This window comes from Bordetella petrii, from assembly GCF_017356245.1.
In the GTDB taxonomy this organism is placed as follows: domain Bacteria; phylum Pseudomonadota; class Gammaproteobacteria; order Burkholderiales; family Burkholderiaceae_B; genus Bordetella_A; species Bordetella_A petrii_D.
On record NZ_JAFMZZ010000004.1, the window covers coordinates 323,730 to 340,666 of the forward strand.

11 protein-coding genes are annotated in these 16,937 nt (G+C 68.3%); 5 read left to right on the forward strand and 6 right to left on the reverse strand.

Features of this window, described 5'->3' with window-relative positions; all coding sequences use genetic code 11:
• Positions 1-85: 85 nt before the first annotated feature.
• From gspD to gspF, 3 genes are read left to right on the forward strand one after another with little or no spacing between them, the layout of a single operon-like run.
• Positions 86-2,431: a type II secretion system secretin GspD gene (gene gspD, locus J2P76_RS19695; RefSeq protein ID WP_431603432.1), complete on the forward strand. Its 2,346-nt coding sequence runs from the start codon at positions 86-88 to the stop codon at positions 2,429-2,431.
• Positions 2,428-3,849: a type II secretion system ATPase GspE gene (gene gspE, locus J2P76_RS19700; RefSeq protein ID WP_207409542.1), complete on the forward strand. Its 1,422-nt coding sequence runs from the start codon at positions 2,428-2,430 to the stop codon at positions 3,847-3,849. Before gspD ends, gspE begins: the two co-directional genes overlap by 4 nt.
• A gap of 22 nt (positions 3,850-3,871) precedes the next feature.
• Complete coding sequence (gene gspF, locus J2P76_RS19705) at positions 3,872-5,083, forward strand: type II secretion system inner membrane protein GspF (RefSeq protein ID WP_207409543.1); 1,212 nt, start codon at positions 3,872-3,874, stop codon at positions 5,081-5,083.
• Positions 5,084-5,098: 15 nt separating this feature from the next.
• On the opposite strand, the gene J2P76_RS19710 is transcribed toward gspF, so the two are convergent.
• Genes J2P76_RS19710 through J2P76_RS19720 form a run of 3 tightly spaced genes read right to left on the reverse strand, consistent with a single transcriptional unit; the run spans position 5,099 to position 10,870 of the window.
• On the reverse strand, positions 5,099-7,282 hold the full coding sequence (locus tag J2P76_RS19710; RefSeq protein ID WP_207409544.1) for a sulfatase-like hydrolase/transferase: 2,184 nt from the start codon (positions 7,280-7,282) through the stop codon (positions 5,099-5,101).
• Positions 7,283-7,297: 15 nt separating this feature from the next.
• Positions 7,298-8,443, reverse strand: a complete 1,146-nt coding sequence (locus tag J2P76_RS19715; protein ID WP_207409545.1) for a formylglycine-generating enzyme family protein — start codon at positions 8,441-8,443, stop codon at positions 7,298-7,300.
• 60 nt (positions 8,444-8,503) lie between these two features.
• Positions 8,504-10,870: a sulfatase-like hydrolase/transferase gene (locus tag J2P76_RS19720; RefSeq protein ID WP_207409546.1), complete on the reverse strand. Its 2,367-nt coding sequence runs from the start codon at positions 10,868-10,870 to the stop codon at positions 8,504-8,506.
• A gap of 150 nt (positions 10,871-11,020) precedes the next feature.
• On the opposite strand from J2P76_RS19720, the gene J2P76_RS19725 reads away from it, so the two are divergent.
• Positions 11,021-11,734, forward strand: a complete 714-nt coding sequence (locus J2P76_RS19725; RefSeq protein WP_207409547.1) for a response regulator — start codon at positions 11,021-11,023, stop codon at positions 11,732-11,734.
• Positions 11,725-13,554 carry a sensor histidine kinase gene (locus J2P76_RS19730; protein ID WP_207409548.1) on the forward strand — a complete coding sequence of 610 codons (1,830 nt, stop codon included), beginning with the start codon at positions 11,725-11,727 and terminating at the stop codon, positions 13,552-13,554. The genes J2P76_RS19725 and J2P76_RS19730 overlap by 10 nt, the downstream gene beginning before the upstream one ends.
• Before the next feature lie 174 nt (positions 13,555-13,728).
• Here J2P76_RS19730 and J2P76_RS19735 read toward each other — a convergent pair whose 3' ends face one another.
• The 3 genes from J2P76_RS19735 to J2P76_RS19745 all read right to left on the reverse strand — a co-directional run bounded on the left by J2P76_RS19735 (position 13,729) and on the right by J2P76_RS19745 (position 16,923).
• On the reverse strand, positions 13,729-15,036 hold the full coding sequence (locus J2P76_RS19735) for an MFS transporter (RefSeq protein WP_207409549.1): 1,308 nt from the start codon (positions 15,034-15,036) through the stop codon (positions 13,729-13,731).
• A 178-nt stretch (positions 15,037-15,214) separates the two neighbouring features.
• A complete protein-coding gene (locus J2P76_RS19740) occupies positions 15,215-15,955 on the reverse strand; it encodes an ATP-binding cassette domain-containing protein (RefSeq protein ID WP_207409550.1) in 741 nt (246 codons plus the stop codon).
• 11 nt (positions 15,956-15,966) lie between these two features.
• Complete coding sequence (locus tag J2P76_RS19745; RefSeq protein WP_207409551.1) at positions 15,967-16,923, reverse strand: sugar ABC transporter substrate-binding protein; 957 nt, start codon at positions 16,921-16,923, stop codon at positions 15,967-15,969.
• Positions 16,924-16,937: the final 14 nt, after the last annotated feature.

Here is a 16,937-nt window from a genome sequence, read left to right on the forward strand (position 1 = left end):
CCGCCGCTTTCACCCAGCCTGGCCGACACTGACATTATCTTTGGCGCTGGCCGGCTGTGCCGCGCCCATCGGGCCGGGCGCCGATGTGCAAGACCCTTCGCCGCTGATCGTCAGCACCTCGACCGGCCAGGGCTGGCGGCAAGAGGCGCCGCCCCCCAGGGCCGCCCCGGTGCCGCGGCCGCGGCCCGCCGCCGCTGCGCCCGAACGCCCCGCCAGCCAGCCGGCCGCCGCCTTGCCCGACGCGCCGGCGGCGGGCAGTACCGCGGGCGGCGGCATCACGCTGAATTTCGTGGACGCCGACCTGCCGGGCGTGATACGCGCCCTGGCCCGCTTCACCGGGCGGAATTTCCTGGTGGACCCGCGCGTCAAGGGCAAGCTGACGCTGGTGTCGGAAACGCCGGTCGACCGCGCCACCGCCTACTCGATGCTGCTGGGCGCCCTGCGCATGCAGGGGTTTGCCGTCGTGGATACCGGAGGCGTCAGCCGCGTGGTGCCCGAAGCCGACGCAAAGCTGCAGGGCATGGCGGTAACCGACGGCACGGCGCCGGGCACCGCCCACAGCGGCGAACTGGTCACCCGGGTGTTCCAGCTGCGCTACGAAAACGCCGCCAATCTGGTGCCGGTGCTGCGGCCCATGATCGCGCCCAATAACTCCATCAATGTCTACGCGGGCAACAACACGCTGGTCATTACCGACTACGCGGACAATATCAAGCGCATTGCCGAGGTCATTGCCAGCATCGATACCCCCGATTCATTCAGCACCGACCTCGTCACCGTGGATCATGGCGTTGCCGTCGACGTGGCGGCGCTGGCCTCGCAGGTGCTGAACCAGGGCGCGGCGGGCAATGCCGCGCAACGGGTCACCGTCGTGGCGGACCCGCGCAGCAACTCGGTGCTGCTGCGCGCCAGCAGCCCCGAAAAGCTGCAGCAGGCGCGCGCGCTGATCCACCGTATCGACAACCCGGAAACGCGCGCCGGCAACCTGCACGTCGTGTACCTGCGCAACGCCCAGGCCAGCCGCCTGGCCGAAGTCCTGCGGGGAGCACTGAGCGGCCAGCCCACCGGGCAAGACAACCTGGCCGGCGGCGGCCTGTCGGAATCCGGCCTGGGCGCCGATTCCACCCTGACCGGCGCCGCGTCCGGCATGGGCGCGGGTTCCGCCCTGGCCAACGCCGGGCTCCGCGGCAGCGGCGGCACTACGCTGGCCGGCGCCGCGCTGGCCGATCCGGCCGATGCCATGGCCGGCGCCGGCGGCAACGACACCCGCAGCGTGGCCTTCACCGCGGGCGGCGCCACGGTGCAGGCCGACCCCGCGACCAATACGCTGATCATCTCGGCCCCGCCGCCCTTGTACCGCAGCCTGCGCGAGATCATCGACCAGCTCGACCAGCGGCGCGCGCAGGTGCTGGTGGAAAGCCTGATTGTCGAAGTCAGCAGCGACAAGGCCGCCGAATTCGGCATCCAGTGGATGACGGGCGGCGGCGGCATCGATTCCGGCAATTCGTCGTTCATCGGCGGCGCGAATTTCGGCGGCAGCGGCCTGAACACCAGCGGGGTCACCACCATCGATGCGCTGGGCCAGGGCCTGAGCCTGGGGGTGGTGAAAGGCACGGTAAATGTGCTGGGCAAGGAAATCGTCAACCTGAGCGTGCTGGCCCGCGCCCTGGAGTCGACCGGAGGCGCCAACATCCTGTCGACCCCCAACCTGCTGACGCTGGACAACGAAGAAGCCAGCATCATGGTGGGCAGGACGGTGCCGTTCGTTACCGGCCAGTACACGACATCCGGCGATGGCGCCAGCAACCCCTTCCAGACGATCTCGCGCGAAGACGTGGGCCTGACCCTGCGCATCCGGCCGCAGATATCCGAAGGCGGCACGGTGAAACTGGCCTTGTACCAGGAGGTCAGCAGCATCGACGCCAGCGTGTCCGTCGCCGCCAACGGGCTGGTGACGCGCAAGCGCGCCCTGGAAACCAATGTGCTGGTCGACGACAGCCAGATCATTGTGCTGGGCGGACTGATCGAAGACGTGGTGAACGACACCACCAAGGCCGTTCCGGTGCTGAGCAGCATTCCGTTCATCGGCAATTTCTTCCGCTACGACAGCCGCAGCCATTCGAAGACCAACCTGATGATTTTCCTGCGCCCGCACATCCTGCGCACGCCGCAGGACAGCGCCAGCATGACGCTGGACCGGTACAACTACATCCGCGCGGTGCAGACCAACCTGCCGCCGCGCTCGACGTGGTTCTCGCCCGACGCCAGCAGCGTCGCGCTGCCCGATATCGACCGCGACGCGAACACCGGCTTGCTGGACCTGCGCATGCCAGGCGCCGCCCAGGCCGCGCCGGCGCCCACGGCGGCCCAGCCGGGCGGGGCCGCCCGGCCCGCCGCGCCCGCCGCGTCCACACCAGGCGAACATCTGTGAAAACACGGCTTCCCTATGCCTGGGCGCGCGAGCACCGGGCGCTGATCCAGGCCGGCGCCGGCGGCGGCGCCGTGCTGACGACCTCTGAACGCACGCCAGCCTGGGCGCTGGTCGAGATTCGCCGCTGCCACGGCGAACTGCCCCAGCGCGTGGTGCCCGACGCCGAGCTCGACACGCTGCTGGCGGCCGCCTATGCGCAGACCGACGATGCCGCCACGGTGGTGGACGAAGCCGCCAGTGAAATAGACCTCGACCGCCTGATGCAGGACATACGCCCGGTGGAAGACCTGCTGGAGGCCCAGGACGATGCGCCGGTGATCCGCATGATCAATGCGCTGTTCACCCAGGCCACGCGGGACGGCGCCAGCGACATTCACCTGGAGGCGTTCGAAATGCATTCGATGGTGCGCTACCGGGTGGACGGCATCCTGCGCGACATCGTCAGCCCGCGGCGGGCCCTGCACAATGCCCTGGTGTCGCGCATCAAGATCATGGCCAACCTGGATATCGCCGAGAAGCGCCTGCCGCAGGATGGGCGCATCGCCCTGCGCGTGGGCGGCCGCCCCATCGATGTGCGGGTATCGACCCTGCCCACCGGGCACGGCGAGCGCGCCGTGCTGCGCCTGCTGGACAAGGAAGCCGGGCGCCTGGAACTGGGGCGCCTGGGCATGGCGCCCGACGTACTGGCCGAGCTCGACAAGCTGATCCACCGGCCCAACGGCATCGTGCTGGTCACCGGCCCCACCGGCAGCGGCAAGAGCACTACCCTGTATGCCGCGCTGGGCCGCCTGGACACCGCCACCACCAATATCCTGACGGTGGAAGATCCCATCGAATACGACCTGCCCGGCATCGGGCAGACCCAGGTCAATTCCCGCATCAACCTGAGTTTCGCGATGGCGCTGCGCGCCATCCTGCGCCAGGATCCGGATGTAATCATGATCGGCGAGATCCGCGACCTGGAAACCGCGCAGATCGCGGTGCAGGCTTCGCTGACCGGCCACCTGGTGCTGGCCACGCTGCACACCAATGACGCGGTGTCGGCGGTAACGCGGCTGATCGACATGGGCGTCGAGCCCTTTCTGCTGGCCTCGACCCTGCAGGGCGTGCTGGCCCAGCGCCTGGTGCGCAAGCTCTGCCCGCACTGCAAGCTGGACCAGGCCGGCGCGGCCGCCTGGAACCCCGCCGGGTGCGCGGCCTGCAGCCATACCGGGTACAGCGGCCGCACAGGCGTGCACGAACTGTTCGCGGTGGACGACGCCGCGCGCGGCCTGATCCACAACGGCGCCGACGAGCAAGCCCTGCGGCAGGCCGCCGAGCGCACCGGCATGCGCAGCCTGCGGCAGGACGGCATGCGCTGGGTTGCGCAGGGCGTCACCACCGACGAAGAAATCGCCCGGGTCACGCGCGAGTCCTGAAGGCTTTCAATAAGGAAACGACATGCCGGCCTACCGTTACGAAGCTGCCGATGCGCGCGGGCATGTAGAGCGCGGGCTGATCGACGCCGACAGCGGCCGCAATGCGCGCCAGGCACTGCGTTCGCGCGGGCTGTTGCCGCTGTCGGTCAGGCCCGCCCATGGCGCCGCCGCGGGCGCGGGCCGGCTGCTGAAAGGCCCGCGCATCAACGATGCGGATCTGTGCTGGCTGACGCGCCAGCTGGCCAGCCTGTTGGCGGCCCGCCTGCCCCTGGACACGGCGCTGAGCGCCACGCTGGAACAGGCCGAGCGCCGGCACCTGGTCGACACGCTGGCCGCGGTGCGGGCCGACGTGCGCGCGGGCCACCGGCTGGGCCAGGCGCTGGCGGCGCACCCGCGCGACTTTCCGCCCATTTACCGGGCCTTGATCGACGCGGGCGAAGAGTCGGGCGACCTGCCGCAGGTCATGGAAAAGCTGGCCGACTATATCGAGTCGCGCAGCTCACTGCGCAACAAGATCCTGACCGCATTCATCTACCCCATCATCGTAACGCTGGTGTCGATCGCGATCGTGATTTTCCTGCTGAGCTACGTGGTGCCGCAGGTGGTGGGCGCCTTCAACCAGGCGCACCAGACGCTGCCGCTGCTGACCCGGCTGATGCTGTCGGCCAGCGGGCTGGTGCGCGACTGGGGAGCCGTGGCGGCGCTGGCCCTGGCCGCCCTGTTCGCGCTATGGCGCTGGCGCCTGCGGCACCCGCCGGCCAGGCTGGCCTGGCACGCCCGGGTATTGCGCCTGCCCGTGCTGGGCCGCTATGTGCTGGGGGTGAATACCGCGCGCTACGCCGCCACGCTGTCGATCCTGACCAGCGGCGGCGTTCCGCTGCTGGCGGCGCTGGACGCGGCCTGCCGCACGCTGGGCAACGACAGGCTGCGCCTTGCCGCCGACGAAGCCGCGCGGCAGGTGCGCGAAGGCAGCTCGCTGGCCGGCGCCCTGCAGGCGCAAAAGACTTTTCCCCCGCTGCTGATCTACCTGACCGGCAGCGGCGAGCGCACCGGCGCGCTGCCGGCCATGCTGGAGCGCGCGGCGCGCACGCTGTCCAGCGAGCTGGAGCGCCGCGCCATGACCCTGACCGCCCTGCTCGAACCCCTGATGATATTGGCCATGGGCGGCATGGTGCTGGCGATTGTGCTGGCCATCATGATGCCCATCATCGAGATCAACCAGATGATCCATTGACCGCGCCGGGCCCGCCTAGTAGACGCCGTAGGAAGCCGGGCAGTTGGTGTTCAAGCTGTTCTGGATGATGGTCTCGTCGGTATTGTCGGTTCGCCCGTCCAGCAGGCCGCCCACGAAAAAGTCGTAAACGCTGGAAAGCCCCCAGCCGTTGGCGAACTCGCGCCAGTTTTCCAGGTCTTGCGCATTCACGACCCCGTCTTTGTTGCCGTCGCCCGGGCAGGCGGGCTCGGACGCCAGGATATTTTCCATGGTGTCTTTCAGGTCGTCGTAAATGGCCAGGTTTTCCGGGGTGGGCGCGGTGGCCAGCAAATTGCGGTCCGGCGTGTCGAGCTGCGGCGCGGGCACGGCCTGGTCGATTTCGTACAGCTCGTCGACCACGTCGGTTTCGGTGTTGCCTGTGGCGGTGTCGAAATTCTGAGTGGAATTGCGCACCAGCTTGTAGCGGTCGTTGCGAACGGCGATGGACGTCTCGGGCAGAATGTCCACCAGGGGGCGGCCCGCGTCATAAAGCGCGTGGTTCACATCGGCGCACATCTTGTACCCCGCGCCGCCATTGTCCACCACGGAGGGGTCGTCATAGCCGGGCCCCCAGAAAATGCCCTGGTTGTCTTCGCACACGGCCTTGCTGACCGGAATCTGCGTGCAGCTGGTATTGATGACGCAGGGCGCATTTCTGGCGCCGTTGGCCTGCAGGTTCACCCCGCCCATGGTGAAATTGATAGTGCGCAGGCTGGCCTGCCCGGGGTTGGTCAGGTACGGCAGCACCGCCACCGAATCGACCGTGCGCGGCACTTCTTTGTGCACGTCCAGCCCGGCGATTTCGCCGAAGAACTGGAACAGGTCCACCGCATTGACCATGTGGTTGACTTCGCGGTCGGGGTCGACCACCTGCGGCCCGGCGATGATCAGCGGATCCCAGACGCCCGTCTGGTAAGCCGTGCCCTTCGCCTGCGAACCCGAGAACGGCAGTTTCACAGCAGAGCCCAGCGAACCGTTGTCGCCCATGATGACCACCACCGTGTTCGACGCCTTGGGGTCGTAGGCCAGGCTGCCGTCCGCGGCGCGGCTGGCCAGCCCCGTTTCCACCATCAGCCGGCCGAACTCGGTATCCATCGCTTCGGTCATCTTGTTCTGGATCTGCCGCCCCGTTCCGGTGGCCTGGCAATTCCACGCGTCCGAGGCGGGCCCGCTGATCGAATCGAGCAGATCGCCGGGCGGCTGCTGCCACGGCGTATGGGCGGCGCTGAAGCTTACCGTCGCCATCCAGGGCTTGTTGCCGGGACGCGACTTGATCCATTCGATCGCCGCGTCGGCTTCGGTCTTGGTGCGGTATTGCCGCGCCCGCGGGTCGGTCAGCGGCACCTTTTCCAGGCTGGGCCCGTTGATGATGACCAGCGGCGACACGTAGTAGCCGTTTTCCCGGTCGAACTCCAGCGTGGGCGGCGGCGTGCCGCAGGTTTCGTCCGGCACGAAAATGCCGCCCGACGACAGGCATTGCAGGCCGGCTGCGTCCTGGCCCGGCGACGTGCGCGTGATGACGCTGCAGCTGTTGTCGGCCTGGTAGCACGCCCCCGAATCCGTGCCGCCGGCCGCCGTTCCGGGCACGAAGCCGCACGAATAGGTGCCCGTGGCGGCGACGCCGCCGGCCGTGGTGTCGATGGAGCCCGGCAGCCCGCCGATCCAGCCGTAGAAGTAATCCCAGCCCAGCTGGCTGGGGGTGGCGTTTTCTGCCTTGTTGTTCTCGGGCCCGGCCAGGTGGAACTTGCCGAACATCGCGCTTTCATAGCCGGCCTGTTTCAGCACCTTGGGCACGGTCATGTCATACGGAGAGATCTGCGAATTGGCCAGGTCGTTGGGGCCGATGGCCTGGTTGATGTTGGTACGGAACGGATAGCGCCCCACAAAGAACGAGGCGCGCCCGGGCGAACATTCGGGCATGGACCACGCGTTGTGGAAACGCACCCCCGCGCGGGCGATGGCGTCGATGTTCGGCATGCTGGGCGGGGTGGCGCCGCCGTAGCCGAAAGACGCCATCTGGTCGATGCCCACATCGTCCATGATGACGAACAGAATGTTCGACGCCTGCGCCTCGTCCGGCGGCTGGCCGCTGTCATCGTACGAGCCGCCGCCGCTATCGCATGAACTCAGCAGAACCGCGGCCAGCGCGGCCGCCAGCAGGGTGGGAAGCGTTTTCTTCAAGGCCGTCTCCATGATTCAGCCCCCGGCGCTGGCGACGGCCGGCGGGGCATCCTTGACCAAGCGAAAGCCCAGGTGCGACATCGGGCTGTAGGGGTCGGCGCCGCGCCGCGCGCTGGGCCGGTACGAGGTGCAGAAATCCTCGTTGCACAGGAACGAGCCGCCGCGGATGACCCGGCGCGGCGCATTGGCCGGCACGCCCGGGTCAGAGGGGTCGTAGCTGTCGGCCGGACCGGCCGGGTTGTTGATGGCCGCACCGTGGGCCGCCTTGCCGGCCTGCCGCGCGAAATAGTCGGCGCGGTACCAGTCGGCCACCCATTGCCAGGCGTTGCCAGTCATGTCGTACAGGCCGTAGGCGTTTTCGGGGTAGGTCTTGACGGGCTGGGTGCCCGGCGCGCCGACCTTGGCGCCCGGCGGCAGCACGGGAAACACGCCCTGGCTGGCGTCCCAGTAATTGGCGCGCTTCTTGCCGCCGGGCGCCAGTTCGTTGCCCCACGCGTAGTCGGCCTGTTCCAGGCCGCCGCGCGCGGCGAATTCCCACTCGGCCTCGGTGGGCAGGCGCTTGCCGGCCCATTTGGCGTAGGCCTGGGCGTCTTCGTAGCTGACCTGCACCACGGGGTGATCGCCCTTGCCTTCGATGCTGCTGCCCGGCCCCTGCGGGTGGCGCCAGTCCGCGCCGGGCGCAAAGCGCCACCAGCGCCAGTACTCGTCCAGGCGCACCGGCGCGGCGGTGCCCGTGAACACCATGCCGCCCGGCACCAGCACGCTGTCGGGCGGCTTCGGGGTGCCCGGCGGCAGCTGCACGCGCACGGTATCCCAATCGGGCTTGCGCTGCGCCGTGGTCACATAGCCGGTCTGGCGCACGAATTCGGCGAACTGGTCGTTGGTGACGTCGGTAACGTCCATCCAGAAACCGCGCACCCGCACCTGGTGGGCCGGACGTTCGTTGGCGCTGGCCAGCTTGCTGTCGCTGCCCATCAGAAAAGTGCCGCCGGGCACCCAGGCCATGTCCATGGGCGTGTCGACGCCGTTGCCCAGAATGGGCTGGGCCGCAATGGCCGTGCGTGGAGCGGGGGCGGTCAGGGCCCAGGCGGCAAGCCCGCCGGCCGCCCCCATGGCGATGCAGGCGGCCGCGGCCAGGCGTTTCTTAGTGATGGAGCGCATGTGGTGTCTGGCTGTTTGGGTTCATGTTCTGTCGCGCGGCGGGCGCGCCGCTGGCGTGGCTTAGCTGGCGGCGCAGGTGTTGCCCATGTGGCCCTGGATGATCGCCTGGTCGGCCGCGTCGGTCTTGCCGTCGTGGTTGAAGTCGTACCAGCTCGACTGGCCGCCGTTCAGCTGGCTGAGCTCTTGCCAGTTGTCCAGGTCTTCCTGGTCTACCACCAGGTCGTGGTTGCCGTCGCCCGGGCAGTTCACGGTGTCGTAGTCCTGGTTGTAGCTGGCCACCGCATCGTGCTGCGCCATCTCGGTCTTGAGATCGGTATAGGCCTGCTGCTGCACGGTGCTCAGCGAGGTGGTGTCCAGCGGCGGGGCCGTAACCGCCGTGAGCTGGGTACCGTCCTTGTCCAGCCTGGGGTCGGGGGTGGCGGTGTCGATCTGGTAAAGCTCGTCGGTCACGTCATAGCCGGTGGCGCTATAGCTGTAGGCGGCGGGATCGGGCGCCGTGCCCATGGCCGGATCGCACTGGTTGCGGGTCTGGCGCACCAGCTTGTAGGTGCCGTCGGTAACCGCCTTGGTGGCGACGGGCAGGAAAGTGGTGTCTTCGCCCAGCGCCTGCCGGTACGCCTGCACCTGGCAGCAATTGTGATAGCCCGTGGCGGGCACGCCGCTGGTTTCACTGGACAGATTGTCGCCATACCAGATGCCGCCCTGGGCCAGGCACACGCCTTTTTGCGGGAACAGGGTGGTGCAGACATTGTTGGCGGCGGGAATGACGCAGGCGTACTGGTCGTCGGCCGAGCCGACCGCCCGCAGGTTGGTGCCCATTTCCGTGAAGTTGGTGCTGCGGATGCCGGCCTGCCCCGCCTTGGTCAGGTAGGCCAGCATGGGCTGCGCGTCGAGCGGGCGGCTGGCCGCGGCCTGGTCCACATCGGCGCCGGCAACATCGGCAAACAGGCGGTACAGGTCGACCGAACCCACCATGTGCGGCACCTCGCGCCCCGGCGAGGCGACCATCGGGCCGGCCACCAGCAGCGGCACCCATACGCCGGTCTGGTAGGGCGAGGCCTTGGCGCGCATGGGGTCGAACTGGCCCGGCGAGGTGAACTTCACGCTGTTCACATAGGTGCCGTTGTCGCCCACCACCACGACCAGGGTGTTGGTTTTTTCAGGATGGTAGTCCAGCGTGCCGTCGGCGTTGTACCGGGCCAGGCCCAGGCCCACCAGCAGGTCGCCGATCTTCCTGTCCACGGCCTCGACCATCAGGTTGGTAATCAGATGGGCGTCGACCAGATCGGTAAAGGCCGTCAACACTGGGGTACTTTCCGCGTCGGCCAGCGGCGAGCACACCAGGTTGTCGTTGCGGCCCGGCGTGCCGTCGGAGATCAGCGATACGGGCGGCACCTGCAGGGGCGTGTGGATGGCCGAGTAGCCCACTGTCAGCATCCACGGCTGGCCGGCGGGCTGCTGCCCGGCCCATTCCAGGGCGCGGTCGGTTTCCAGGATGCTGCGGTAGCCGCGCGAAGACGGGTCGGAAGCAGGAATGACCTGGCCGTCGCCGTTGGCCGTGCTTTTAACCCACCGGCCGGTGTAGTAGCCATTCTGCGCGGTGAAGTCGATGTAGCCGGGCACGCTGGCCTGGCAGGACTGGCCCGGGTCCAGGATGCCGCCGCGTTCCATGCAGCTGCGCCCTGGTGTGGTGATATCGCCGCCGATGGCCAGCGGCGTGCAGCTGCCGTTGGCGAAATAGCAGGCGCCGGCATCGGCGCCGTTGGCCGCGTCGATGCCGGTGGTGGGAATGAAGCCGCACTTGTAGGGGCCGCTGTCGACGTCGGCGCCCTTGGTCGTCAGGCCGGCGCGGGTATCGACGTTGTAGGGCGCGCCGTCCAGGAAGCCGTCGAAGTAATCCCAGCCCAGCTTCCACATGCTGTCGTAGCCGTAGGGCAGGTTGAACCCGCCGTTCAGGTCCGAGCCGGTAAGGTGCATCTTGCCGATCAGGGCGCTGGTGTAGCCCCGGGTTTTCAGCAGCTTGGGCAGCGTCATCTCGTACGGCGAAGGCGCGGAATTGGCCAGGTCAGTGGCCACCAGCGCGTTCAGCACATTGTTCTGCGACGGATAGCGCCCGGTAAAGAAGGTGGCCCGCGTGGGCGTGCAGTCGGGCATGGCCCAGGCATTGCGGAACTGCACGCCGGCCTGGGCGATGGCGGTCAGGGTGGGCGTCCTGGGCGGCGCGGCGCCGCCGTAGCCGTAGGACGTCATCTGGTCTACGCCCAGATCGTCGAGCACGATGAAAAGAATGTTGGGCCGGGCCGAGGCGGTGGGCGTGGCAGGGCTGCCGCTGTCCGATGACGAGCCGCCGTCGGAGCACGCCGCCAGCAGCGCGGCCATCGCCGCCAAGGTCGCCGCAAGCAGGGGCCGGGGGTGTCTTGCGGGCATGGACGTGCACTCCTTTCTTGGGGCGGAACCGGAGTGACAAGCCGCCCGGGCCGTGACAAACTAAAAAAACTGGTGACAATAGATAAAACTAGTGACAATAGATTAAAGGCCGGCCCGCCGCCGGCCTATACCATGAAAAGGGTAAGGTCGATGGAATCCGCGAGCAGGCGCCCTGCCACCGACACGGGCCCGGACAGCGGCGCGGCGCTTTGCCGCACGCTGCTGGTCGAAGACGACGAGCCCCTGCGCCTGCGCTTCGCGTCGATTCTGTCGGGCTGGCGCGGCGGCCGCCTGGTGGCGGCCTGCGGCACGCTGGACCAGGCCATGGCCGTTCTGCAAAGCCAGCCCATCGACCTGCTCATCACCGATCTGCGCCTGCCCGACGGCCACGGCATCCAGGGCATCCGCCGCCTGCGCGCGATCAATCCGCAGGCCGAAGCCATGGTGGTGTCGGCGCTGGCCGACAACGAGATCGTGATCGCCGCCATCGAGGCCGGGGCCACGGGCTACCTGCTGAAAGACGTGGGCTCGGCCGACCTGATCGAAGCCATCGAAGAATTGCGCGCCGGGCGCTCGCCGATTTCCTCGTCGATCGCGCGCGTCATCGTGCGGCGGCTGGGCCAGCGGGGCCAGGCCGCCGAGGCGTCGGCCCCCTGCCGCGAAACCACCGCGCTGACCCCGCGCGAAACCGAGATCCTGTGGAGCATCGCCAAGGGGCTGACCTACGCCGAAGTGGCCGAGCAGCTCGGCCTGTCGCGCCAGACCGTGCCCGTGCACATCAAGAGCATCTACCGCAAATTGCAGGTCGGCAACCGTTCCGAGGCCGTGTTCGAGGCCTCGCGCCTGGGCCTGATATGGCTGTAGTCCGGCGGTGGTTCTGGGCCGCGCTGGCAGTGCTGGCGACGGTGGCCGCCAGCACGCCGCTCTGGCTGACGCTGCCCGTGCCGCCGCACACCCTGGTGATCGACCAGGCCCAGTTCACGTCGGCCGACAACCCCACCGGGCTGGTGGACCTGCCCCACGTGCAGGGCCGCCGCCGCGCCCAGGGCTACTACCGCATGGCCTTCGAGCTGGCCCAGGCGTCGCCGCAGCAGCTTTACCTGTTCATTCCCATGCTCAGCTACCGCGCCGTGATCGCGGTGGACGGCGATGTGGCGCTGGACACCGGCGCCAACTCGCTGATTCCCGGCATCACGCTGGGCGTATCGGCCCTGGTGCCGCTGTCGGGCCGTCAGCTGGCCCAGGGCCGCCACGTGGTCGACATCCTGCTCGAGGCTCCGGGCGTGACGCGCGGCTACCTGTCACCCCTGTACGTGGGCACCGCGCAGCAGATCGCGCCGTACCAGCGGTTGCGGATCCTGGTGCTGGAACACACGCGCATGATGGTGCTGGCCTGCCAGCTGCTGCTGGCCATCGCGACCCTGATGGCATGGATCTACCGGCCGCAGGAATCGCTGTACGGCTGGCTGTTCCTGCTGCACGTAGTGTCCACGGCTTCGTATGCGGGCATGCTGGCCGACATCTTTCCCGGCGTATTCGGCTGGCTGCCCTATGCCTTCACGGTCAGCATGTCCAGCGTCTTCATCCTGCATATCATCGCGCTGAAAATCAACGGCGCCGCCCCGCCGCGCTGGCTGCGCGCCTGTGTGGTGGCGGTGCCCGGCGCGTGCCTGCTGGCCATGGCGCTGGGGCTGGCGCCGGCCCGGGTCCTGCTGTTTGCCGTGGTGATGCCCATCATGGTGGTCTCGCCGCTGATCACGGTGGCGATCTCGGCCTGGGGCGCGCTGGCAAAGAAAGTGCAAGAAGCCTGGCTGCTGCTGCTGCCCCTGTGCTTCTTTTCGCTGGCCACCCTGCATGACGGGGCGCTGGTCGCCGGCAAGGTGGACGGCCCGGTCTTCCTGTCGCTGTACTACCGGCAAATGCTGATCGTGGCGATCGCGGTGATCCTGATGCGCCGGCTGGGCCTGAGCCTGATGCGCGTGGACGGCGCCAATGCCCATCTCAAGCAGCGGCTGGCCGCGCGCGAGGCCGAGCTGCAGCGCCTGCATGAAGAAGAACGCAGCGAAGCCGCCCGCAATGTGCGCAGCGAAGAGCGCCACCGGCTGACCGTGGACCTGCACGACGGTCTGAGCGGCCACCTGGCATCCATCATCGCGCTGGCCGAGCGCGAACAGTCGGCCAGCATTGAACACACCGCGCGCGAGGCGCTCGACGACCTGCGCCTGGTGATCCATTCGCTGGACATCGGCGACCGCGAACTCATGGCCGCGCTGTCGGGCCTGCGCGAGCGGCTCGAACCGCAGCTCAGGCGCCTGGGCGTGGAACTGGAATGGTCGATGCTGCGGCTGCCCGAAGTCTCCGGCGTTACGCCGGCGCACGCGCTGAACGTGCTGCGCATTGTGCAGGAAGCGGTCACCAACGCCCTGCGCCACGGCCCGGCCTCGCGCATCGAAGTGCGCGGCAACGCCGGCCCGCAAGGCCAGGCGCTGATCACCATCGACAACGACGGCGCCCCTTATGCCGGGGCGGGCAACGGCGGCGCGGGCATACGCAACATGAGCCGGCGCGCGGCCTTCCTGGGCGGCACCCTGCGCATCGAAGCGCTGGCGGGCGGCACGCGGGTTACGCTGGCGCTGCCGCCGCGGCTGGCGGGCGAGCCGGCGGATTGCTGCCCAGCGCACTAAGACCGATTCAGTGGCTTCCGGTTATTGCCAGGTGTCCGACTCCCGCAAGGAGTATTGCCAGGTGTCTGACTCCCGGAGGGTGTCAGACACCGTACAACTGAGACGGCTGCGGCGTACAGCGGTGTCAGGCACCTGGCGGAGCCTGACACCTGGGCAATACCGCCGTCGTTCGTGTCAGCGCGCCAATGCAACGGCCGCCGCCCCGGCCTTGTCTTGCTGGCCGGCGCCAAAGCGCACGGCCAGCGCGCACAGCACCGAGAAGATCACGAACCCCGCCAGCACCGTCACGGTCTGCTGCACATCGCCCACGCCTTTCATCAGGAAGCCGGCCGCCACCGCGCCGACATTGCCCCCCGCGCCCACGATGCCGGCCACGCCGCCCAGGGCCTTGCGATCGACGAATGGCACCAGGGCGTAGGTGGCGCCGCAAGCCATGTGCGTGAACAGGCCGAAGGCCACCATGGCAACAATGGCTTCGCCCACGCCCTGCGCGTGCGCGAACCAGAGCAGGCCCAGGCCTTCTCCCAGCATCATCGCGGCCAGCAGCCTGGGGCGCCACGCCAGGCCGCCGCGCCGGGCGGCCCGGTCGGAAAGAATGCCGCCCAGCGCGCGGGCAAACAAGGCCAGCAGTCCGAAGACGCCCGCGGCCAGGCCCGCCTGGCCCAGCGACAGCTGGAAGCGGGTCACGTAGTACATGGCCGCGATGTTGTGCACGAACAGTTCCACGCCGAAACAGGCGCCATAAGCAATGGCCAGCATCCAGACGCGGTAATTCGCGCAAGCCGCGCCGAAGCTGGCCCATCCGCCCTTCTTGCCGCCGTCGACCGCAACACCGCGCCGGCGCAGATCCAGGGCATCGCCCTGCGGATAATCCTGGGTATAGCGCCAATACACGACGGCCATGGCCAGCAGCGCCACGCCGGGCACGACCATCGCCGCCCGCCAGGCCGATGATTCGTCCAGCCCCAGGGCAATGAACGCGGCCAGCGCCATGGGCACCAGGGCCTGTGCGCCGCCCGCGCCGGCGTTGCCCCAGCCGGCGCTGGCGGCGTTGGCTGTGCCCACCACATTGGGCGCGAACATGACCGAGGTGTGATACTGGGTAATCACGAAGCTGGCGCCGATGGCGCCGATACCCAGGCGGCATAGCAGCACCGAGGTGTAGTCCGTGGCGAACGCCAGGGCAACCACCGGAATGGCGCCCAGCGCCATCAGGCCGGCATAGACGCGGCGGGGGCCGTACCGGTCGCACAATGGCCCGACAATCAGGCGCACCAGTATCGTCGCCGCCACCGCGGCGATGTTGATATCGGCCACCTGGCCCGGCGTCAATGCGAATTCGCGCGCGATCACCGGCATCAGCGGCGCGCTGGCGAACCAGGCGAAGAAACAGACGAAGAACGCCATCCACGACAGGTGGAAGGCGCGCATGGGCACGCTGTTGAACGTGAACAGATCGATGCGGCTTGCTTGGGCGGACACGGCTTCCCCCTGAAAAATGGCCTGTCACCCAGACATCAAGCAAACTGCATGCCAGGATTTCCGCCCAGGAAAGACACGGGCGCGACGCCCGTTCGCCGCGCCCGTTCGGTGCGCATGCATCAAGTTGAGGCAGGGCGCGCGGGAAAACTGCACTGCCCAGGTGCCGGGCAGCGGGCGGCTATTCCCGCCCGGTCATCACCATGTGCGCCAGGCCGTCGGCATCCAGCCCCGCCACCTCGCGCTCGATGACCTTGGCGCCGCTCTTCAGAATCGCCACCCGGTCGGCCAGCGCCACGACATCGGCCATGTTGTGGCTGATCAGGATCACCGTGCGCCCTTCTTCGCGCAGCTTGCGCACCAGATTCAGGACCAGGGCGGTTTCCTTCACGCCCAGGGCGGCGGTGGGCTCGTCCATGATGACGACGCGCGCGTCCCAGCGCAGGGCGCGGGCGATGGCCACGGCCTGGCGCTGCCCGCCCGACATGCGCTCCACCGGGCGGTTCATATCGTCGATGGGCACCGACAGGCGCTGCAGGTACGCCCGCGCGTCCGTGGCCATGCGGCGCTTGTCCAGCACGCTGAACGGCCCCGCGCGGCGCACCAGCTCGGCGCCCATGAAGATGTTTTCCCAGATGGACAGGCGCGGGGCCAGCGCCAGGTCCTGGTAGATGGTGGCAATGCCCTGCGCCAGCGCATCGTGCGGCGAGGCAAACACCACCTGGCGGCCGTGCAGGCTGAGCTCGCCGCCGCTGGGCGCCTGCGCGCCGGAAATGATGCGGATCAGCGTCGACTTGCCCGCGCCGTTGTCGCCGCAGATGGCCATGACCTTGCCCGCGGGCACGTCCAGGTCGATGCCTTTCAGGGCTTCGACGGCGCCGTACGATTTCTTGATCTGGCGTAGCGACAAGGCGGTGGACATGGGGCCGGCTCTTACTTGGATTGCAGGAATTTCTGGACGTTGCCGCTGTCGACCAGCACCGAATCCATGAACAGGTAGGGGCCTTCGGTAATGCTTTGCCTGGGCTGCTTCTTGACGACGATACGGTCGAGGGCGTCGATGGCGCTGGCGCCCATCTGCTCGAACGGAATCATCATGGTGGCGGTGATCAGGCTGTTGGGATCGGCAATGCGGCGATAAGTTTCGGCCGCTCCGTCCACCGACACCAGCGTTATATCGCCCTTCTTCATGCCCTGCGCCTGCAGCAGGTCGTCAATAACGTAGGCCTGGCCGTCGAACGACGCCCAGATGCCCTTGAACTGGCCCTGGTGGCGCAGCAGCAGGGCCTGCATGCCGTTGCGCACATCGTCGCGCCAGCTCTGGGTGCGGGCCATGCTGAACTTGCCCAGGTCCTTCACGGCGGTGTTTTCGGAAAGCACCGCGTCCAGCATCTTGCCGCGGATGCGCGTGCCGGAATTGCCGTCGAAGCGGGCCGACAGGATGTTGCCCTGGTAGCCCATCTTGCCCAGCAGGTACAAGACCGATTGCGCGCCGGTGGCGTATTCGTTGACTTCGATGTCGAACAGCATGCGGGGGCTGGCGCCGGACATCACCCCGATAACGGGAATGCCCTTTTCCTGGGCGGCCTGCAGCTGGGCATCGGTCTCAACCGGCTTGCCCATGGCGATGACGATGGCGTCGACCGGCTTGTTGACCAGCGTGTCCAGCTGTTCGGCCAGCTTGGGCAAAGCGCCGCCGGCATTCAGCTGGGTTACCGTCCAGCCTTTGGCGCGGGCCGCCTCGGCGGCCGCGTTGGCCACGCGGGCGTGGGTTTCCGAAGACATCTGGAACGCGACGATGCCCACATCGAACGCATGCGCGGCGCCGGCGGCCAGGGCCTGGGCGGCAAACGCGCCGGCCAGCAGCGTGCGCTTGATAAGCTTGGTCATGGTTGGTTCTCCCC